This window comes from Dielma fastidiosa (assembly GCF_003475485.1).
Lineage (GTDB): Bacteria > Bacillota_I > Bacilli_A > Erysipelotrichales > Erysipelotrichaceae > Dielma > Dielma fastidiosa.
The window spans coordinates 127,795-149,038 of sequence record NZ_QRQL01000002.1 but is presented as its reverse complement, the minus strand read 5'-3'; the positions used below and the strand labels follow the sequence as shown (position 1 = coordinate 149,038).

Here is a 21,244-nt window from a genome sequence, read left to right as displayed (position 1 = left end):
AAATGACACTAGTTCAAGCAATACTGATTGCGGCATTGTATTGGCTCGACGCAGGGGAAATATTTGTACCTTTTACGTACTGTTTCTGTGATCTGATGTTCGTATCAATGCTGACGGGTCTCATCTTGGGAGACATTACGACAGGCGTTATCGTCGGCGGTACGATTCAGCCATTATATCTGGCATTAACGGCAGTAGGCGGGGCATTGCCGGTCGACAAGGTCGCGGCGGGGGTTGTGACGACCTCCATGGTTATTACACAGGGTATCAGTCTTGAAGAAGGTCTGGTTATCTCATCGGCTGCCGCTTTAATCTGTGCTCAGCTTCATACAGTAAAACGTGTTGCGATGCTGTGGACGGTTCACCATGCGGATAAATGTGCCGAACAAGGCGATATCAGCGGTTTACAGCGCACATCATTAATTTACGGACCATTAATCAGAGCCGTTATCTTCTTGATTCCAATGACTTTAATTTTGAAATATGGAACGGTCAGCTTAGGTATTTTATTAAATGGTCTGCCGGCCTGGGCAGAAAATATGTTTACGGTTGCCGGCGGCATGATGCCGGCGCTGGGCTTTGCGATGACGATTATGGTTATCGGTAAGGGTAATTTGATTCCTTTCTTTATTGCTGGTTTCTTCTTCGCGCAATATTCAGGATTGAGTTCAATTCCAGGCTGTCTGTTAGGTATTTTCCTGGCATGGCTGTATATGACATTCACGAAGGATGCCAATGATTCAGGCAATGTATTTGCGGATTTAATGAGTCTGAATAACACTGAATCACAGGGTGAACGGCTGTTAAGTAAGAAGACATTAAATAAGGTTTGGTTTAACTGGCGGATGCATATCTGTCATGTGGATAATGTTGAACGTCTTCAGGCATTAGGTATGTGCTTAACTATGGCACCGGCACTTGAGGAATTATACCCAAATGATAAGGACGCGCAGATTGATGGTTTAAAACGTCATATGCAGTTCTTTATTACTGAGAATATGATCGGCGGTATTATTCCGGGTGTAGTTGTATCAATGGAGGAAGAAAGAGCCCGTGCATTGCGTGAGGGTGATGATGAAACACAGGTAATCAGCGGTGAATTAATTAACTCAGTAAAAACCGGTATGATGGGGCCTTTTGCCGGTATCGGTGATACGCTGAATTACGCTACGATTAAACCGCTGATGGCAGCCTTCTTTATGGGCTTTGCGCAAAAGGGGTATATCTGGGCGCCGATCGTCTATGATTTACTGCTTTATATCATTTTAACTTCAGAAGGCAAGTTCATGTTTAATCTGGGCTATAAGCTGGGTACTAAATCAGCTACCAGCATCTTGCAGAACCGTGCCGTTCAAAAGATTGTGACTTTCTTCAGTATTATTGGTTTATTTGTGATGGGTGTCATGGCTGCTGAGAATGTCAGTGTCGCGTTAGGCTTAAATGTTCCTTATGGCGGTGAATTCTTAAGTCTTCAGGAAACATTGATTGACGGCATCGCGCCGGGACTGCTTTCATTATGCGCGGTATTTGGTATTTATAAATATCTGCAAAAAGGCGGCAATATCTTAAAGGCTACACTGATTCTGCTGGGACTTTCTATCGTATTAGGCGGTTTAGGTATTTTGGCATAGCAAATTGTTAAGGAGGTGTAAATGATGAAAAAGTTTATGAATAAGGCTGAGGATTTCATACCAGAAATGCTGGCGGGATATTATGCGGCGCATTCTGATTATGTAAAACCAGTCGACGGCAATCTGCGCTGTTTATGCGCGGTTCATAAAAAGCCGGGCAAGGTTGCATTAGCTACCGGCGGCGGCAGCGGTCATCTGCCATTGTTTCTCGGTTATGTGGGCAAGGGCATGCTTGACGGCTGTGCCATCGGCGGTGTTTTTCAATCACCAAGCGCTGATGAAATGCTGAATGTGACGAAGGCAATCGATCAAGGCAGCGGTGTGCTTTATATTTATGGAAATTATAACGGTGATATTTTTAATTTCACAATGGCTGCGGAAATGGCTGACATGGAAGACGACATTGAGGTTCGATCGATCATTGCCGGTGAAGATGCAGCTTCCGGGCCTAGAGCGGCAGCGGGTGAAAAGAATGTGCGCCGCGGAGTAGCCGGTATCTTCTTTGTCTACAAAATCGCCGGGGCGGCAGCCGATCAGCTGCTGCCGTTGGATGAGGTTGAACGGCTGGCTAAAAAAGCCAGTGAGCGGGTATCTACCATGGGAGCGGCATTGACCCCCTGCACGGTACCGCGAATCGGTCATCCAAGCTTTACCATTGGTGATGATGAGATGGAAATCGGCATGGGTATCCATGGTGAAGCCGGTCTTCGACGCGGACCTTTGCTGAGTGCGGATGCCATTGTTGAGGAAATTCTGCCGGCACTGATCGATGATTTAAAACTGAATGCTGAGGATGAGGCCGCGGTTTTGATCAACGGCTTGGGCGCTACACCTTTAGAAGAACAATATCTGATCAACCGCAAGGTAAATGAATTGTTAACGAAAGCAGGGATATCGGTTTATAGAACATATGTCGGTGAATATGCCACATCATTGGAAATGGCAGGTATGTCGATCACACTGTTTAAACTGGATGATGAGCTGAAGCCGCTGCTTGATGCTCAGGCGGATACACCGCTGTTTAAACAATTTGGACGGTGAGCTTATGCTAGATAAAACATTTATTGAAAAGCTGTTTACACAATGGGATCTGATTTTTCAGGCCAATATTGAAACGCTGACCGAGCTTGATTCAGTTGGCGGTGACGGTGATTTAGGGATTGTAATGGGTGACGGGTTTAAGGCTGCCGATCAATTTGTTCATGACAGCATGGAGACTGATTTAGGCAAGCTGTTTTATCAGGCAGGCAAATGCTTCAATAATGCGGCTTCTTCCTCGATGGGTACCTTGTTATCATCAGGATTTATGAATATAGGCAAAAAGCTTAAGGGCAAAACAGCTTTAGCTAATGAGGAACTGCTGCTATTGGTGCGTGAGATGGCGGCCGGAGTCAAACAGACAGGTAAAGCTGAAGAAGGTGAAAAAACCTTCCTCGACGCGATTTATCCGGCTGCTAGGAGTATCGAAGCTAACTTAACATCAGCACCTATTGATTTTCTGACTGCCGGCTACCAAGCGGCTTGTCAGGGAGTTGATGATGCGGCCAAGATGGAAGCGAAGCATGGCCGTCTGGCTTTTCGAAAAGCGGACAGCATCGGCATCATTGATCCCGGTACCGTCGTTGCCAAGCTCTATGTTGAGGGGCTGTTGAAAACAATAGCCAGTGAACAGCAATGATCAGAAAGAAACAAATAATCTGGCTCATGAAGCTGGCAGGATTGACGCTAGCAATCTACTGGTTCATGACCCAAGGTTTAACCACAACGCTGGGACAGAGCGTCAGCCAATCTTCGCCGAATCAGAACACCTTTACTGAGAATGGCTTAATGCTTGGCAGTTTGCTGCTGTTCTTCGCCCTTCTGCTGATTCATGATATTAAAGAACACCGGGCTAAGCGGCCAAAAGCAAACCGCTGATTCATAAGGAGGCAAGATCATGTTTAAAGAATATCGCTATCCAAGCGCTAATCAGACGGATACGGTTTATGGTCTTGTCTGCTATCCAGATTCACCGATCCGCGGCTACATACAGATTATTCATGATCGCTATGACCATATTTCGCGTTATTGTGATCTAATGAAACAGCTAGCCAATGATGGTTATCTATCATTTGGCTGCGATTTGCTCGGTCATGGGAAAACAGCAGCATTATTGGGTGTCATTGAGGTGAATCATTCATGGCAGCTTATTGAGGATATTCACCAGCTGTTTCTCTATGTATTCAATGATTTCAAAAAAATACCGGCAACGATCGCGGTCAATCAGTCAGATAAAAAAGGCAGCCAGACGGTTACTCATGCCGTAGAACCGATTCTGCATGGCATGCTGGGCATTGGCTTTGGCTGTGTGCTGGCTAGGAATTACATGATGAAATACAAAGATGTCAATGCGCTGATTTTATGCAGTGATGAAGGTTTTCCCGCTCACCCGCGCAGATCAGCCATGGCATGTAGGAAAGCAATGAAGGAAAAGGGCAAGAACTCTTACGCATCAGAATTAAAAGCACTGCTTGAAGAAAATAAGCAAATTTATCTTGAAGGTGAAAAGGACACACACGCCTACCGCAGCAGCAAACGTCAGGAATTACGGAAAATCAATAACGACAGTGCCTGTAATTTTGAGTATACAGTACAGGCTTATACTGAACTGCTGAATCAGCAGATGCTGATTGATCTTGAAACATGGACGGCTGCTTTTCCTAAGTATCTGCCTTTGTATATCATGGCGGGTATGCTTGATCCTATTTCTAATTATACGAAGAATATTGATTCGATGCTGATCAAATTAAAAGCATCTTCGGCTCAGAATATTTTCTATAAATATTATGCCGACAGCCGTCATGATTTATTTTTTGACAAGGATTCATCGGCTGCCATTAAAGATCTGCTGCTGTTTTTGAATAACTGTGTCAGAGCGCAGCGGGAACCATTTGAACGATTAAAAAAGCTAAACAGCAATTAGGAGGAAATCAAAATGTTAGTATCAATGCTTGAGATTATGAAGAAAGCCAAAGAAGGCGGTTATGGGGTTCTAGCCCCAAATGTATTTAATGAGGATTCAGTCAGAGCCTGCCTTGAAGCAGCAGTAGAATTAGATTCACCGGTAATTATCGATGTACTGCCAGGCAATCACAAGGATCTGGTTTCATTCGGCCGAATCGTTACCCAGTTAGCCAATGAGGTTCGTATCCCGGTAGCCTTGAATCTTGATCATGGCGATACATTTGAGGCATGCGTAAAAGCTATATACGGCGGTTTTACCGGTATCATGGTGGATCGTTCAGCATTGCCGTTTGAGGAAAATGCGAAAGAGGTCGCTTATTTTAAACGAATCTGTGAACCATTGGGAATTACAGTTGAGGCAGAATTTGGACAGATCGCTGATGGCTGTGATTATGAAGAAAAACGTGAGGAATTTTTGACCGATCCTGAGAAGGCAAAAGCTTTTGTGGAAGCCTCTGGCTGTGACTGCTTAGCGGTATCAATTGGTGAAGCTCATGGTGAATATACGAATAAGGGACCAGAAATTGACTTTGAGCGGCTTGCGAAAATTAAAGAACTGGTTGATGTACCATTAGTATTCCATGGCGGTTCGTTCTCCGGCTTTGATAATATCGCGAAATGCTGTCAGATTGGCACCCAAAAAGTAAATATGGGAACTGATGCTTATAATTATGGCTTACAGCTGCTGATGGAGGACGGCCGTTATCCGGAAGAAAATATCGGCGCTCGTATGGCGGGTGATATTATGTGGGCTGGTTATAAAGAAAGAGTGATGGACTATATGAAAGTGACTGGTTCGGTAGGGAAGAACTGGCTCAAAATCACTGACTAAAAAGGAGGCATTATTATGGCAAAGATCGGATTAGTTAGAATCGACAGCCGATTAATTCACGGGCAGGTATGTACACAATGGCTGTACCGTACAAAGAGTAAAAAAGTATATATTATTGATGATCAGTCTGCGAAAGATCCATTTCTCTCTCAGCTATTCTCGATGGCATGTCCGGTAGGTGTTGAACTAGAAACAATATCCTGTGAAGAAGCCGGCAGACGCTGGCAGGCGAATCAGCTTGGGGAGGTTGAACCGATTTTCATTCTTTTTAAAGATGTTCCCAATGCTTACCGCGCTTATATGGCAGGCTTTAATTATCCTGAGCTGCAGGTTGGCGGCATCGGCGGCGGTTTTGGCCGCAAGATTGTCATGGGTCCGATTTCCTTTGACGATGAGGATGCGCGAATGATGAACGAAATGGCCAAAGCAGGCTTAAAGGCATATTTTCAGCCGGTTCCTGATGATAAGGAAGTTTCGTGGCAGGATGTTAAGGCGAAGCATTATCCGAATTTATAAGGAAAGAAAGGAAACTATATGAAACCTGTATTTGTTAGAAAACCCACTGAGGAACAAAAGGCATTGCTGCTGGCACAGCCGACATGGGAACATGAGCCGGAAACATGGGAAGCCAGCTATGATGAGCGTGAAGAAACTTGTTTAGTCATTGAAGGGGAAGCCTATGTGCAGACTCAAGATGGCATCCGCTATCACTTCGCAGCCGGGGATTTGGTTACTTTCCAGCCGAATATGGACTGCATCTGGTGTGTTGAAAAGAAAATTAAAAAGCATTATATCTTTGATATGAAATAAGCTAAAAGACAGTTCTATCGCTGATCAGCGCAAGGACTGTTTTTCTTTTCGGAGGCTGTCACATATGATAAAATAATAAAAAAGTAGGAGGATCTTATATGCATAATGGAACGCTTTGGCTGGATCAGGACGGCAACCCAATTCAGGCGCATGGAGGCATGATCGCAAAGTTTAAAGACCGTTATTATTGGTATGGTGAGCATAAGGGAGCTGATAACTGCCCTCATCAAACACGCGTTGATGTCATTGGCATTGCCTGTTACTCATCGACTGATCTGCATACGTGGAAATATGAGGGATTGGCATTATCCGCTGATGAGCAGGCTGACAATTATCTTCATCCAAGCTGTGTTTGTGAGCGTCCCAAGGTCATCTATAATGAATTAAATGATGAATATCTGCTTTGGTTTCATGCGGATGATGCACAGTATTATTACGCGGGTGTAGGTGTTGCCCGTTCTAAGCATCCGCAGGGACCTTTTCATGATGTCAGATTTATGCAGCCCAATCGCCTTGACAGCCGGGATATGACATTGTTTAAAGATCAAAATGGCAAAGCGGTATTAATTCACAGCTCCAATTACAATAAAACAATGGTACTGGCAGAATTAAATGACGCTTATGATGATGTCACCGGTTTTTATACTTCGGCGCTCATCGATCAGGAACGCGAGGCGCCGATACTCTTTAAGAAAGCCGATACCTATTACATGATTACCTCAGGCTGTACTGGCTGGCATCCCAACGCAGCGCTTTATGCTAAATCAAACCATCTGTACAGCGGCTGGAAGCTGATTGACAATCCATGCTCAGGCAAGAATTACCGCAAAACATTTAATGCTCAGGCATCTTATGTGTTTGAAAGCGATGGGCAGTACATACTTATGCTTGATCATTGGCAGCCTGATGATTTGCAGCATTCAGGGTACAGCTTTTTGCCAATCACTTTTACTGAAGATGGCATTGAGGTAATCTGGCAGGATCAATTTTAAATAAATCATTTGCGCTTTTTCATTAAATATAGGGTATAATCAAGTTATAGAACGTAGGAGAGTAAGAATCATGAAAGTACTTGTATTTGGATCATTAAACATTGATACTATTTATAAGCTGGAGCATATCGTGCAGCCAAACGAGACAATCTGCGCTTCCGGCTGTGAAATCTCAGCAGGCGGCAAGGGATTGAATCAGGCAATGGCATTTGCCAAAACCGGACTGCCAGTCTATATTGCCAGCAATCTTGGAAGAAATGGACAGGTATTAGCTGATACGCTGAAAAGCGGCAATGTTGATATATCACTGCTGAACCATGTCGATGAAGACAGCGGTCAGGCAATTATCCAGGTGGATAAGGCAGGCAATAATGCAATCATTGTCAGCGGCAACTGCAATGAGCATATCAGTGAAGCATATATTGATTCAGTGCTGCCGCATTTTGAAAAGGGAGATATTCTGGTTATTCAAAATGAAATCAACAACCTTCATTTAATTATTGAAAAAGCTAAGGCTGCCGGTTTGATCATTGTGTTTAATCCTTCACCGTATAATCATGTGATTGAGACATTGCCGATGGATAAGATTGATTATTTGTTTATCAATGAGGTAGAGGGCAGACAGCTGAGCGGTTCTGATAATGAAAAAGAGATTCCACGGCTGATTTTGGAAAGATACCCGGCAATCAAGGTGATTCTGACATTGGGAGAACGCGGGGCTGTCTATGCTGATGAAAATCAATATGTCTATGAACCGGCGATTAAAACAGAGGTCGTGGATACTGTGGGTGCCGGCGATACATTTACCGGTTACTTTATCTATGGCATCATGAGCCGTAAGTCAGTAAAGGAATGCCTGAACATGGCATCGACTGCCAGCTCAATCGTTATCGGCAGACATGGTGCGGGTAATTCGATTCCAACCTTGGATGAGGTAGAAAAGGCGCTGTAATAGAAACAAAAAGGTTTCAACCTGTTATATGGCTGAAACCTTCTTTTTGATTATTCAATCATTTCACCTTTTGCGTTAAAGCTTACCTTGAATAGTAACATTCTGTTGATTCTTAATCAATAAAAGCCTCACATTCATGAGGCCTAGGCTTTATTTACTTGTATATTCAATCAGCACAGTTTCTCCCATTTTGGCTTGGCCGCCGGTATGAAATGCTGTCAGTTCATAATCATTGTGATTCATGATAATCATCGGCGTCGTTAGTGAGATACCCTTTGACTTAACAAAATCAGTGTCAACCTTGATGATTGGATCACCAGCTTTTACTTCTGTATTTACATCCACAAGTGCGCTGAAGCCTTCACCGCCCAGATTTACTGTATCCAAACCAATATGCACAAGCAATTCCAAGCCGTCTGCCAGCTTCATACCAAATGCGTGTCTTGTTTCCGGTATTAATACGATTGTGCCATCCGCTGGTGCCGCAACGATATTGCCTTCTGGAATGATCGCAATCCCTTCACCCATCATCTTCTGCGCAAAGACTGGATCATCAACCTCGCTTAAATCAATCACCTTGCCATCTACCGGCGCTGTCAGCGTCTTAACCGTATTCTTTTCTTTTTTTAAAAAGTTGAACATATTTTCCTCCTAGGGTTAAAAAAGGCATGAGCGCTATCAAAGAAATAGAACTCATGCCTGATTTAACAGTAACATTGTTGCCACTATCTTAAATTTTTCAAACGTGTTTGTCAACCCCTAAAAGCTTAAAATCAAAAAAATAAATATTTTTCCTGAAAGCGTTGACAAACGAGATTGGATTGGCTATAATCAAACCGTAATCAAGGATTGTTACTGTTAAGCAGGCAAGACCGAACATGAAGGTATATCACTTTTTTGTTTGGTTTTTTTATTTATCGGAGGGAGATTTGTATGAAAGTACTTCGTGTATTCAATAACAACATAGTGGCCACTAGAACCGACGATAATAAAGATGCGATCGCTCAAGGTGCCGGCATTGGTTTTCAAAAGAAACCCGGTGATACGATTGATGCGGAAAAGATTGAACGGATGTATTATATCCTTGATGAACATATGAGTAAGTTTAATGAATTATTTGATCAGACACCGATTGAGTATTTCCAAATTGCTGAAATGATTATGGAAGAGGTTAAGAAACAGCTGCATGTGAATCTCAGCAATCAGATTGTAATCGCGCTCACTGATCATATCTACTTCGCTGTTCAGCGTCAGCAGGAGGGAGTACAGCTTCCCAATCTGATGATCAGTGAAATCAGAACGATGTATCGGGATGAATATAAGCTTGCACTTTGGTCATTGGATATTATCGAACAGATTACCGGCATCCGCCTTGATGAAGATGAAGCGGGTTATATTACGATGCATATCGTCAATGCGACAATGCAGAGTACAACCGATAAAACTACAAGTATTCTGCTGTTTACTAAAGGTGTGCTTGATGTGATTCGTCAGGAATTTAATATTAAGCTTAATCCGGATCAGCTGGATGCGGCTAGATTGATGACGCATTTAAAGTTTTTGGCTCAGCGTATCTTTCAGGGTGAAAGCAGTGAACTGAATGAGGTTGAGGATATGTATGATCTGCTGATAAAAAAGGATGACCGATTAAAGAACTGTATCATTAATGTCACTACTTATATCGAACAGACATTTAATTATACATTATCAAGACAGGAGCAGGTGTATCTGATGATTCATTTGCTTAAAGTAGTAAAATAGAAGGATTGTTACTGATAAGCAGGCAAGACCTATAAGATGAACCTTTATAAAAGGGGATTTTATAGGTCTTTATTTTATTTATAACATTATTTAAAGGAGAAAAATGATGAAAGACAAAATTATGGGAGTAATGGAGAAATTCTCCAAAGCAATGGTTCAGCCGCTCAGCTATATCTCAGTAGCGGGTATGATTCTGGTTATCGGCGTATTGCTGACCAACACAACAATTACCGGCATGCTGACATTCTTACAGGCAGCGCCGATTCAGTTAGCAGGTAATTTACTATATCAATGTATCATGGCAATTATCAATAACCTCGGTTTAATCTTTGCCGTAGGTATTGGAGCAGCATTGGCTAAAAAGGAAAAGCATCAGGCGGCTATGGTTGGTCTGCTTGCATATATCATGTTCCTGACAGCTAATAATGTAACCTTGTCAACCAATGGCTTGTTGGCTGAACCAAGTGCGATGCTTGGCCTTTACGGTACTGGTCAATCAACGGTATTGGGAATGCAGGTTACCGATATGGGTGTATTCAGCGGTATCATTCTTGGCTGTCTGACTGGTTATGTATTTAATAAAACATGTGAAGCCCGCTTCAAAGGCTATTGGGCGATGTATTCAGGAACTCGTTTCAGTTTTGCATGCATGGTTGGTGTTTCAATTCTGTTTGGTTTTGGCTGTACTTATGTTTGGCCATTTGTACAAAGTGTGATCACAGCCTTGGCACAGGTTATCGCTAATTCAGGTGAATTTGGTTTATTCTTATATGGTATGCTTGAACGTCTGTTGATTCCTACCGGTCTTCATCATTTAGTCTACGCGCCATTCCAGTTTGGTGATCTTGGCGGTACGCTGGCATTAGGTGAAACAACAGTCGTTGGTGCTTATCCGATCGTTATGACTGAACTGCAGATGGGTGTGCCATTCTCTGATTCAATCTATTACATGGGTACGGGTCTTGCGAAGACATTCGGTTATATCGGTATCTGCGCAGCCTTCTACTTTACCGCTTATCCGGAGAATAAAAAGAATATTAAAAATATATTGATTCCATTAGTAATGACGGCTTCACTGGCTGGTATTACGGAACCGATCGATTTCATGTTTGCCTTCACCGCGCCGCTCTTATTCCTTGTGCATTCAGTAATTGCCGGTACATTCTTAGCCTTGCTGAAAGTATTTAATGTTCACGCGATGAGCACTGGTTTAATCAATGGCTTTGTCATGAATCTGGCTGCCGGTATGGAAAGAACAAACTGGCCGGTATTCTATCTCATCGCTGCGGCTGAAATTGTTGTCTATTTCTTAGTCTTTGTTTTCCTGATTAAGAAATTCAAGCTGCATACACCAGGCCGTGAGGAAAAGGTGCTGGAGAATAATGAACAAGCATCAGCATCAGCTGCCGGCAGTGCGATGGCTGAAGCACAGATCATGGCGATTATTGAAGGCTTAGGCGGCAAAGCGAATATCAAGGGTGTAGAAAACTGCTTCACACGTCTGCGTGTTGATGTGGCAGATATGGCATTAGTGAATGAAGCGAAAATTAATGAAACAAAAAACAGCGGCATTGTGAAACGCGGCAATAATGTACAGATTATCTATGGTTTGGAAGTACCGCAGATCCGCAAGGCTGTTGATGAAAAGCTTGCGTCATTATAAAAAAGAAAGGTGGAAATTAAAATGATTATTACTATTGTAGGCGGCGGCAGTACATTTACGCCGGGTATTGTTACTTCGATTGCATTAAGACAAAAAGAATTAGGTGTTACAGAAGTTCGTTTATATGATATTGACGGAGAACGTCAAAGCAAGGTGGGTGTTGTTGTTGACTGGATTTTAAAGGATATGAAATCTCCGATCAAATTAACGGTTACCACAGACAAAAAAGAAGCTTATACAGACGCGAAATTTATCTTTGCGCAAATGCGTGTCGGCAAATATGCAATGCGTGAACAGGATGAAAAAATTTCCTTGCGTCATGGTGTTGTAGGACAGGAAACATGTGGCTGCGGCGGTATGGCTTATGGTCTGCGTACTATTTTCCCAATGATTGAAATGATTGATGATGTAGAGAAATATGCCGCAAAGGATCATTGGATTTTAAACTATTCCAACCCGGCAGCTATTGTGGCAATCGCTTGCCAGAAGCTGAGACCTAATGCACGGATTATCAATATCTGTGATATGCCGATCGCAATTATTGAAATGATCGGTAAATGCGTTGGTATTAAGGATTACACAAACATTGATGTTGATTACTTTGGTTTAAATCACTTTGGCTGGTTTACCCGCATGGAATATGAAGGCCGTGATGTAGCGGCAGAAATCCGTGCTTATGCGAAGGAACATGGTATCCTGCTGCCTAAGGAGCATATTGAGGCGCTTAAGAAGCATGAAGCAACAGGGGATCGTCATGCCAATCAGTCTTGGATCAAGGTATGGACAAACGCAGCCCGTTTGATGGAATTATGTCCGGAATATATTCCTAATACTTATTTGACTTACTATTTATTCCCGAAGGAAAATGTTGAACATTCAGATTCGAATCACACACGCGCTAACGAAGTAATGGAAACTCGTGAAAAGGCATTGTTTGAAGGAGTTGATCGTTATCTGGCAACGGGTGAAATTGATAAAAAGGTATTCTATGCCGGTGCGCACGGAAACTTCATCGCTGATTTAGCCGTAGCACTCTTAGGTGATGAGAAGAAGAAATTCATCATCATTGAACCAAATAACGGTAAGGTGCCAAATCTGCCGGATGACACGATGATTGAATTACCGGCATGGATCACTAAGAACGGTCCTGAATTGATTGGTATTGAACCAATTTCCACTTTCTACAAAGGCATGATTGAACAGCAGAACGCTTGTGAGCATCTGCTTGTGGAAGGTGCGATTGAAGGTTTTTATACAAAAGTGCTTCAGGCGTTTGCATTGAATAAAACAGTGCCGTCAATTGAAGTGGCTAAAGAAGTGCTTGATGAAATGATTGAAGCAAACAAGGCTTACTGGCCTGAATTAAAATAAGCGAAAAGGTTGGTTTTAGGAGATATACTCTTAAAATCAACCTTTTGTTTAGTATAAAAATAGTTAACTCAGAAGTTTGCTGCTGGTTGGCGCTGAGTCTTCATCCGCCTTTTCTTTATCAACTAAGGAAATCGTTTGGGCATCTCTGCGGTAAACGTGGAAGTTTGCCCATGAAATTGGGCTGGCTTCAAATTCTGCCTGCGCAGCATCAAGGACAGCAGGCAGATCCCAAGCGATAAAATCAAGATAACCGCAGTATATGCCGGTCGCACCGCCGGTAAAGGTAACCGCATGTTCACCAGCACTTTTTAAAATAGCGGCTTCAATCATATCTCTGAAATCAAGTACAGCATTCTTTGGCGCATCATTAAAGGCATCCAGTGAGTAACAGAAGAAGCCAGGTACCGCACCATCCTTATGGAAAGCATCCATCGTCTGATGTTCATGATTCAGATATTCATTGATCAAATTCGGACAGCGGGTGGACCCAACATAGATATCCATGCGCCAATCCGCCTTCATGTCATTATCCGGATCAAGCTGATAACCAATATAGCTTCTTTCTAAATAGGCTTCAGCACTGAACTGTAAATCAAAACCTTTTTCAGTCAGTAAATCCGGCAGCTTGGCAAGGGAATGAGCCGCCTCTGCTTTTGGTTTGCCGATTACTTCAAACTCATCAATCAGCATCATAGCATTAATTTCACCCAGCGTCTGATCGGTGAGTACAGATAAAAACCACCAAGCCCGGCCTTCATCCGCTTCAAGCAATTTTACTAAAGCTTCACAATATAAAGTCAGGTCAATTTTTCTTTTATCTGTGACATTAATCCAAACCTGTACATCATCGGCGCTGATTTGAATATCTTCATAACGCAGGGCAAAACCATTGGAAGCCTGTCTGCCTACCCATATATTCCATTGCGGCAAAGATGGTGCTTGACGCTTAAAATAGACTAGCTTGAATAAGGTACTGAAATTACCTTCCGGTGAGAGAATTAATTCATATTGCTTTCCATTAAAACCTAGTTCAAATGCGATATCCTCAAATGCTAATGAGAGAATGGCATGACATTTTTCCATTAATTGTTCACTGACCTCATCTCGATTACGCACATCCATCAGACTGCGCAGTTCAGCCTCACCTTCTATAAATGCCTGCCAGCATTCAGCCGTGCGTTGACTGAAATTCTTGCGGAAGCGGGGCATCGTCAAACATTTGCGGCAGCTTCGGATAAAGGCCAGCGTATCCTCATCATTTGGACGGGCTGCCAGCGCCTGTTCAAAATAAGGCAGTGCATTATATTCCTGATCTAAGTAATAATAGGCATAACCTATGCGAAAATTCCAAAAGTGATCGCCTTTAAAATATTCTTCATGCGGTTTCAGCAGCGCAATCGCTTTCTTAAAAAGAGAACGGTCTTCAGTGGACGCTAAATTATTGTAGGCTCGGGCTAATTCACTGTCTAATTCGGGTGTGCGTTCATTTGATGGCAAGGCTTCAATCGCTTCAATGATTTTATTATATTCATCGTTTTCATGCCAAATCTGGCACTGTTCTAAGATGTTCATAGTTTTTTCTCCCAGCTGTGTGCTTGATAAACATAGTCGATTGATTTCATTCTAATATTCATATCACGGATTGTCAAGGGTTGCGCAAAGGCTGTCGACAGTACCTGAATACCTCCAAAATTGCTGCTGATTTATGACAAAATACAAAATAATGGCTGATTATTTGAAGGTTAATGCAAGATTAAAAGCAAATGGATAAAAAATTGACAAAACTATCACAAAAGGTCTTGTTTTTTTATTAACAACTGCTATAATAATATTACAGTGAACGTGTTCACTTAAATTCAGGAGGGACATATGAAGAAAGGTATATTAGTTGGTATCTCGGCATTGATGGCCTTAAGTTTAGGCGCTTGTTCAACACCGGCAGAGAAACCGGAAGAACCGAAAACAGGTTATACGGCAGGTACTTTTACAGGTACATCCAGAGGTATGAAGGGCGACATGAATGTTGATGTAACCTTCAGCGATTCCGAAATTACGAAGATTGAAATTACGACAACCAATGATACATATGGTGTTGGTTATGGATTAGACATGACACCTTATGAAACATTGCCAGGCAAGATTCTTGAAACACAATCCTTAAATATTGATGCAATTACTGGTGCGACGATTACGAGTAATGCAATTTTGAGTGCTGTCGGCGATGCGGTAAAACAAGCTGGCGGTGATGTTGACGCGTTAAAGGCAGTGGAAGTTGAAAAGGCAGGGGCAAAGGATGAAACATTAGATGCTGATGTTGTTATCGTAGGTGCCGGCGCAGCGGGTATGAGTGCGGCTTTAGAAGCATCCAATGCCGGTGCGAAGGTTATTATTCTTGAAAAACAAGGAATCCCAGGCGGTGCGACTACACTGAGCGGCGGTAAATTACTGGCAGCAGGTACTGAATTCCAGGAAGCTGCTGGTTTTGAAGGTGATACACCGGAAGCATTATATGATTATCTAAAAGGTGTCGGCGGTGATCTGATCGATGATGAAAAGCTTCATGAATTTACAGATAATGCGCTGGGTGATTTTAATTGGCTGATTGATAACGGCGTAGTTGTTAAGGATGTGGAACCAATTCATTCATCAATTACTCCTTGGCGTGTACACAATACGCTTGAAAAAGCGGGCATGACAAACGGCAACGGCGGTTTGATTACTGTACCATTAGTGAAGGCTGTTCAGGCTACTGATGCTGAAATTAAATATAATGTATCAGCAAATGAATTATTAACAAATGAAAATGGTGATGTTGTAGGTGTTGTTGGGGTTAAGCCTGACGGATCAAAGGTAACGGTTAACGCGAAGTCAGTAATTATCGCAACTGGCGGTTATGCGCAGAATAAAGAAATGATTTCTCGTTATCCATCAGCTGAAGGCTATGTAACTTCAGTTCCTAGAGGTAATGTCGGTGATGGTCTTACTATGAGTGAAGCTGTCGGTGCGCAGATTTTCAATGCACCAAGCACACAAATCGTATTTACAAGCTTTACAAGCGGTGTCGGCATCAATGAAGAAGCAGGCTTAATCGTAAATGAAAAAGGCGAACGTGTTGTTGATGAATTCACTTATCAATATCATGTAGCTGAAGCGTTAGTTAACTCTGGCAGCAAGATCGGCTGGTATATCGCAAGTGCAAATGATCCAGCGCCAACAGTACAATACGCAATGACTTTAGATTCAACATTAAAAGCTGAATCAGCAGAAGAATTAGCGGCACTGATGGGTGTTGATCCTACAACATTCGCATCAGCAGTAGCACGTTACAATGAATTATGCGCGGCTGGCAATGATGAAGATTTCGGCAAACCAGCTGATAAAATGAATGCTCTTGAAGGTACAATTTATGCTATTGAAATGAAACCGGTTGTTACGGTAACTTACGGCGGTCTGGTAACTGATGTGGAAGCTCAGGTACTTGATACAAACAATACGCCGATCAAGGGTCTGTATGCGGCAGGTGAGGTTGCCTTTACTGGCTTATTCGGTACTGAATATCCTTGCTGCGGTATGGCTATCGGATCAGCTGTGCGTTTTGGACGGATTGCGGGTATCAATGCTGCAAAATAGTTAAAAATAAGGTATAATAAATCTGCTAAAGAAAAGCTGTCGGCATCGGCAGCTTTTACTTCTAAGGATAGGAGTGATTTTATGGGTATCCGAGATGAACAGAAAAAAGAAACTTACCGAAAAATTCATCAGGCAATTACTGAATTGGTAAAAGAAAAGAATTATGATTCAATCACAATCAGAGAGATTTGTCAGAAGGCGGATATTTCGATTGGTTCTTATTATAAGCATTTTAATTCCAAGGATGATATCATTGTCCAGCAGTCAATGAAAAGCTCACTGCATACCCGTGAAGAAATTGCACCGAGGCTGAATCGTGAAACTGGCTTGGCTAACCTTGAGGTCTATCTTGAGATGCAGAATGAATTGCTGAATGGCAATGATGTCGAATGGCTGCGTGAAATTTTCCGAATCTATCTCTATCACCGCGCGGATACAATGCCGGATAAAAACAGCATTAACTATCAGGTATTGAAAAAGGTTGTCAGCGCCGGTCAAAAAGACGGCAGCATCCGCAACGATATACCCGCTGATGAGTTGGCATGGATTGTATTAAAAATGATTATCGCTAACTATTTCTGTTACTGCATGCAGGAAGGGGATTTCAATTTGGGTGAGGTTATGATTAAGGAGATACTTGCATTGTGCAGAGGAAGCAAGTATTAGGTTAAGCTTCCACTTCATAAAAATGTGCATATGCACATAAAATTTAAATGAACATTGGAATTCAGAGCAGCAAGCTGTTTAATACTTCCACAAATCGCGGCATGAATTGTACTTCATCAAGAAGCAGATAATTAATAAACTTGAAGCACACCTTGGGATCTCTTAATTCCTCATTCTCAATGCCGTTTAGGGCAATCTCGATGATATGACCGGCATCAACATCATTCTCCAATATCTCTTAAATATAGTAAACAGCAAAAAAATTTGCCGCATCTGCAAATACCGGTAAATTCTTTAATCGTTCCGTTATCTTATCTATCAATCAGCTGCTGCAAGTAAGATGCTGAAGGTTACTGATAGCGGCCTTTTTTCTATATGAAAGCCCATTAATGAATGGGCTAAATTACACACTTTATATGAGTTGACTGCATTTTGCGGCTAATGCCACAATTTTCTCATAGATTGTATCAATCACTTTATTAAATTCTTCATCATTTTTATCTGTTGGATCATCAAGTCCCCAATCTTCCTGATATTTGCATGGAATAGCAGGACATTCAACATTGCATCCCATAGTAATAACAATATCGATAGGCGGCAGTTCTTCGATGAGCTTTGAATATTGTGTTGCCTCCATATCAATCTGATATCTTTCTTTCATCAGACGTACTGCATCCTGATTGATCTGCGGCTTGGTTTCTGTACCGGCAGAGTAACTTTCAAAAGCATCAGCAGCCAGCTGTTTGCCAAGTGCTTCAGCGATTTGACTGCGGCAGGAATTATGCACACAAATAAATGCTACCTTTGGTAAATGTTCTTTCATTACTAGATACCTTTTAAAATATCTTTTACTTCTGTCACGGATAATACTTTGCCATAAGCTACGACTTTGCCATCAACTACTAAAGCTGGTGTGGACATAACTCCATAGCTGGCAATTTGCGCAAAATCAGTAATGTGATCAATCGAATAATCCAACGCTAATTCTTCAACCGCTGTACGGACAGCTTTCTCTAAGGCTTGGCATTTTGCGCAGCCAGAGCCTAAGATTTTAATACCCTTATCCGATTTCAGCTTCTCCGCCTCCGCAATAGCATCAACATTACAATTACAGCAAGTTTTTTTTTCTTCTTTCTTTTTAAATAATTTCATTTTAACTACCTCCGATTTATTAAATTAAGAACCCATGAAACAGATTAAATAGATAACCAACAGCAATAATGCCTAACGTGCAAATCACGATAAATAAAGTTAATAGTTTAGGCTTTACGGCTTTCTTGAGCATAATTATTGATGGCAGGCTTAATGTTGTTACCGCCATCATAAATGCCAAAATTGTACCTAACTGCGCGCCTTTGGCAAGCAATGCCTCTGCCACTGGTATCGTACCGAAAATATCGGCATACATCGGGATACCCACCAGTGCAGCTAATACAACACCCAAGGGGTTATTGCTTCCCAAGACGGTTTCAATCCAGCTCTCTGGTATCCAGTTATGGATAATAGCGCCAATACCTACACCTACTAATATATAAGGAAATACCTTTTTAAATGTTTCCGCAACCTGTTCTTTGGCATATTGCACCCGCTCCTTTTTGGTAAGCGCCGGTGAACTGATGTCTACATTACTAGCATGGTATACAAAATCCTCGACGTACTTTTCCATGTGCATCTTTTCAATCAAGGTACCGCCAACTACCGCAATGACCAAGCCGATAAGGACGTAGGCAATCGCAATCTTTACGCCAAAAATGCTCATCAGTAAGACAAGACTTCCTAAATCAACCATTGGCGAAGATATAAGAAACGAAAAGGTAACGCCTAATGGCAATCCTGCACTTGTAAAGCCAATAAACAAGGGAATTGATGAACATGAACAAAAGGGTGTGACGGTACCCAGCAGGGCAGATAAGATATTTGCCTTAATGCCATGAAATTTACCGAGTATTTTCTTACTTCTTTCCGGTGGAAAATAACTCTGGATATAAGAGATAAAGAAAATTAACAGGCATAATAAGACGGTAATCTTAATCACATCATAGATAAAGAACTGCACACTGCCGCCTAATTGACTGTTGATATCCAATCCCATTGCTGATAAAACGTCATTGAGCAAGGTGTTTAACCATTTCATGCCTAATAGCTGATCTTGAAGAAACAGCCAGATAGTTTTGATTGTTTCCAAAATAATCACTTCCTTCATATCAAAATATTTTGATATATATTAGTTTTATAAAAGCCATCCGAAGATGACCTCTATTCACCACATTTTAAATATGTTTTTGATTCAGGCATTGTCAGCTCTATAAGACGCTTTGCGGCATACTCACTGCCAGCTTGACTAAGACTGTAATGAGTCCATTTACCATCTTGTCTGCTGGTTACAATACCAGAGTCACAAAGTATTTTCATATGATAGGATAAAGCCGATTGTCCAATGTTCATGGCCTGAATTAAAACACATGCGCACTTTTCACCGCTTTTTAAATGATTTATAATTGCCAACCGTTTTTCATCACAGAGTGCTTTAAATATTTTGGCGTCACTTGAATAATCAGTCATTTTATCACTCCTCAAATCAAATTATTTTGATATAAGAATCATAACTGATGTTAAAAGCTTTGTCAATGACATATCAAAAATAATTGATGTGAAAAAGTATATAGATCAAATTATATACATAAATAAACGTAGTTCTTGAAAGCTTCATAAAGCACTGGTCAATGTGAATGATCATTCTAAGAATTAAAAAGGATTCATTTTAACATTCATTGAATCCTTTCTGTGTAATCTAAATTTTATAAATAACAGCAGATTAACTGCTTTTACATTCTGATTATTATATTCTTATTTTGATGTGAAAAAAGCGTCATTTTTGGTAAGCAGATACAAACAATATTGATTCATACTTATGCCTTCTTTCTTAGAATGTTCTGCAAGTGATTTATGCAAACTGCGAGGTATACGCAATTTAAACTGTCCTGAATAATCTTCAAGTGAATCTGGTTCATAAATTTCTATTCCTTCTTCCAACGCAGCTTCAAGCCATGCTTTCTTAGCATCTTGAGCATTGATTATAGCATCTTGCACAGTATCACCACAGGTAATACATCCAGGTAAATCAGGATAGGATAATACATATCCTCCTTCATCCTTATTTTCTACAATTTCCATGCGATAGGACAATGCCATGTAATCATTTAACTTCTTCATTATTCCTCCTATTTATCCTATTTATATTATATGTGGTATCAATTATTATTTGATTATAGGGAAAATTAAATACCAATCAGCTAATTTAAGTCATTCTATCAGCCATTGATGTATTAGCTGGTTCAATGAATACCATCATCAGCCTCCATAGATTTTCCTTTTATCGCCATTTATGTTAAAATAATTAATACATAATAAAAGGGGGAGTTAAATGCGAAAGGTTTGTCGTTATGGCTTATCAATCAGCCTGCTGGTACTGATTGATCAATGCATTAAATTATTTATTGACCGCTACTGGTTTAACTCTACGTTTACCATCATCAACAACTTGCTGCGTTTTCGTCCGATTATCAATGTGAATTTATCGTGGGGCGGCAATTATTTCACCTTTCTCAGCAATCCATGGGTCGCGAATATCCTCAATATCATCGTCATCATAATTGTACTGGTAAGTTTTTATCATTATAAACAGACATTGAATAAATATGAGCCGTGGGCAACAATTGTATTTGTACTTTTAATGGCCGGCAGTATTTGTTCATTAATTGACAAATTATTTTGGGGCGGCAGTCTTGATTTTATCCAGATTCCTTTATTTTTTACCTTTGATTTAAAGGATTGCTACTTAAGCTTGGCGGTGTTGATTTTTGTATTTTTGAGTATGTATCACGAACGCTGCAAACGGTAAGAAAACGCTTTCAATTTTGGTTGACCGCATAT

Annotated in this window: 24 protein-coding genes; 16 read left to right on the top strand and 8 right to left on the bottom strand. The window is 41.3% G+C overall.

All coding sequences use genetic code 11. From position 1 onward, the window contains the following. Positions 1–2: 2 nt before the first annotated feature. The 10 genes from DWZ33_RS05350 (at position 3) to DWZ33_RS05305 (ending at position 8,220) form a co-directional block, all read left to right on the top strand. Positions 3–1,631 (top strand): PTS system mannose/fructose/sorbose family transporter subunit IID, encoded by a 1,629-nt coding sequence (locus DWZ33_RS05350; RefSeq protein WP_022937047.1) that lies wholly within the window; start codon positions 3–5, stop codon positions 1,629–1,631. Between the two features lie 21 nt (positions 1,632–1,652). Further along, positions 1,653–2,672, top strand: coding sequence for a dihydroxyacetone kinase subunit DhaK (locus tag DWZ33_RS05345; protein WP_244925851.1), 1,020 nt, complete (start codon positions 1,653–1,655; stop codon positions 2,670–2,672). A gap of 4 nt (positions 2,673–2,676) precedes the next feature. Beyond that, a complete protein-coding gene (locus DWZ33_RS05340) occupies positions 2,677–3,309 on the top strand; it encodes a dihydroxyacetone kinase subunit L (RefSeq protein WP_118454064.1) in 633 nt (210 codons plus the stop codon). After that, positions 3,306–3,548: a hypothetical protein gene (locus DWZ33_RS05335; protein WP_118454063.1), complete on the top strand. Its 243-nt coding sequence runs from the start codon at positions 3,306–3,308 to the stop codon at positions 3,546–3,548. The genes DWZ33_RS05340 and DWZ33_RS05335 overlap by 4 nt, the downstream gene beginning before the upstream one ends. A gap of 19 nt (positions 3,549–3,567) precedes the next feature. Next, positions 3,568–4,593: a serine aminopeptidase domain-containing protein gene (locus DWZ33_RS05330; RefSeq protein WP_118454062.1), complete on the top strand. Its 1,026-nt coding sequence runs from the start codon at positions 3,568–3,570 to the stop codon at positions 4,591–4,593. Between the two features lie 12 nt (positions 4,594–4,605). Beyond that, positions 4,606–5,466, top strand: a complete 861-nt coding sequence (locus DWZ33_RS05325; protein ID WP_022937042.1) for a class II fructose-bisphosphate aldolase — start codon at positions 4,606–4,608, stop codon at positions 5,464–5,466. A gap of 15 nt (positions 5,467–5,481) precedes the next feature. Continuing rightward, positions 5,482–5,982 carry a PTS sugar transporter subunit IIB gene (locus tag DWZ33_RS05320; protein ID WP_022937041.1) on the top strand — a complete coding sequence of 167 codons (501 nt, stop codon included), beginning with the start codon at positions 5,482–5,484 and terminating at the stop codon, positions 5,980–5,982. 18 nt (positions 5,983–6,000) lie between these two features. Further along, positions 6,001–6,276 (top strand): cupin domain-containing protein, encoded by a 276-nt coding sequence (locus DWZ33_RS05315; RefSeq protein WP_022937040.1) that lies wholly within the window; start codon positions 6,001–6,003, stop codon positions 6,274–6,276. Between the two features lie 98 nt (positions 6,277–6,374). Then, positions 6,375–7,268, top strand: coding sequence for a glycoside hydrolase family 43 protein (locus DWZ33_RS05310; protein ID WP_022937039.1), 894 nt, complete (start codon positions 6,375–6,377; stop codon positions 7,266–7,268). A gap of 70 nt (positions 7,269–7,338) precedes the next feature. Next, positions 7,339–8,220 (top strand): ribokinase, encoded by an 882-nt coding sequence (locus DWZ33_RS05305; protein ID WP_022937038.1) that lies wholly within the window; start codon positions 7,339–7,341, stop codon positions 8,218–8,220. 150 nt (positions 8,221–8,370) lie between these two features. On the opposite strand, the gene DWZ33_RS05300 is transcribed toward DWZ33_RS05305, so the two are convergent. Continuing rightward, a complete protein-coding gene (locus DWZ33_RS05300; RefSeq protein ID WP_118454061.1) occupies positions 8,371–8,862 on the bottom strand; it encodes a PTS sugar transporter subunit IIA in 492 nt (163 codons plus the stop codon). A 291-nt stretch (positions 8,863–9,153) separates the two neighbouring features. On the opposite strand from DWZ33_RS05300, the gene DWZ33_RS05295 reads away from it, so the two are divergent. The 3 genes from DWZ33_RS05295 (at position 9,154) to DWZ33_RS05285 (ending at position 13,015) form a co-directional block, all read left to right on the top strand. Beyond that, complete coding sequence (locus DWZ33_RS05295; protein WP_118454060.1) at positions 9,154–9,981, top strand: PRD domain-containing protein; 828 nt, start codon at positions 9,154–9,156, stop codon at positions 9,979–9,981. Positions 9,982–10,087: 106 nt separating this feature from the next. Next, positions 10,088–11,644, top strand: coding sequence for a PTS transporter subunit EIIC (locus DWZ33_RS05290; RefSeq protein WP_118454059.1), 1,557 nt, complete (start codon positions 10,088–10,090; stop codon positions 11,642–11,644). Positions 11,645–11,665: 21 nt separating this feature from the next. Next, positions 11,666–13,015, top strand: a complete 1,350-nt coding sequence (locus DWZ33_RS05285; protein ID WP_118454058.1) for a family 4 glycosyl hydrolase — start codon at positions 11,666–11,668, stop codon at positions 13,013–13,015. 63 nt (positions 13,016–13,078) lie between these two features. On the opposite strand, the gene DWZ33_RS05280 is transcribed toward DWZ33_RS05285, so the two are convergent. Next, positions 13,079–14,587 (bottom strand): hypothetical protein, encoded by a 1,509-nt coding sequence (locus tag DWZ33_RS05280; protein WP_118454057.1) that lies wholly within the window; start codon positions 14,585–14,587, stop codon positions 13,079–13,081. A 297-nt stretch (positions 14,588–14,884) separates the two neighbouring features. Here DWZ33_RS05280 and DWZ33_RS05275 point away from each other — a divergent pair, with 297 nt between their 5' ends. Beyond that, positions 14,885–16,645, top strand: a complete 1,761-nt coding sequence (locus DWZ33_RS05275) for an FAD-dependent oxidoreductase (protein WP_118454056.1) — start codon at positions 14,885–14,887, stop codon at positions 16,643–16,645. Between the two features lie 81 nt (positions 16,646–16,726). Continuing rightward, a complete protein-coding gene (locus tag DWZ33_RS05270) occupies positions 16,727–17,311 on the top strand; it encodes a TetR/AcrR family transcriptional regulator (protein ID WP_118454055.1) in 585 nt (194 codons plus the stop codon). A 61-nt stretch (positions 17,312–17,372) separates the two neighbouring features. Here DWZ33_RS05270 and DWZ33_RS18125 read toward each other — a convergent pair whose 3' ends face one another. The 6 genes from DWZ33_RS18125 to DWZ33_RS05240 form a co-directional block, all read right to left on the bottom strand. After that, positions 17,373–17,543 carry a P-loop NTPase family protein gene (locus tag DWZ33_RS18125; protein WP_220452403.1) on the bottom strand — a complete coding sequence of 57 codons (171 nt, stop codon included), beginning with the start codon at positions 17,541–17,543 and terminating at the stop codon, positions 17,373–17,375. A 180-nt stretch (positions 17,544–17,723) separates the two neighbouring features. Beyond that, entirely contained in the window at positions 17,724–18,134 is a 411-nt protein-coding gene (locus tag DWZ33_RS05260; protein ID WP_118454054.1) for an arsenate reductase ArsC, read from the bottom strand. A gap of 2 nt (positions 18,135–18,136) precedes the next feature. Beyond that, on the bottom strand, positions 18,137–18,463 hold the full coding sequence (locus DWZ33_RS05255; protein ID WP_118454053.1) for a thioredoxin family protein: 327 nt from the start codon (positions 18,461–18,463) through the stop codon (positions 18,137–18,139). A 19-nt stretch (positions 18,464–18,482) separates the two neighbouring features. Beyond that, positions 18,483–19,496, bottom strand: a complete 1,014-nt coding sequence (locus DWZ33_RS05250) for a permease (RefSeq protein ID WP_118454052.1) — start codon at positions 19,494–19,496, stop codon at positions 18,483–18,485. Positions 19,497–19,567: 71 nt separating this feature from the next. Continuing rightward, positions 19,568–19,873, bottom strand: coding sequence for an ArsR/SmtB family transcription factor (locus DWZ33_RS05245; RefSeq protein ID WP_118454051.1), 306 nt, complete (start codon positions 19,871–19,873; stop codon positions 19,568–19,570). Between the two features lie 285 nt (positions 19,874–20,158). Then, positions 20,159–20,524 carry a type II toxin-antitoxin system HicB family antitoxin gene (locus tag DWZ33_RS05240; protein WP_118454050.1) on the bottom strand — a complete coding sequence of 122 codons (366 nt, stop codon included), beginning with the start codon at positions 20,522–20,524 and terminating at the stop codon, positions 20,159–20,161. A 211-nt stretch (positions 20,525–20,735) separates the two neighbouring features. Between DWZ33_RS05240 and DWZ33_RS05235 the strand changes: the two genes are divergently transcribed. Next, positions 20,736–21,212, top strand: coding sequence for a signal peptidase II (locus tag DWZ33_RS05235; RefSeq protein ID WP_022937024.1), 477 nt, complete (start codon positions 20,736–20,738; stop codon positions 21,210–21,212). Positions 21,213–21,244 lie beyond the last annotated feature (32 nt).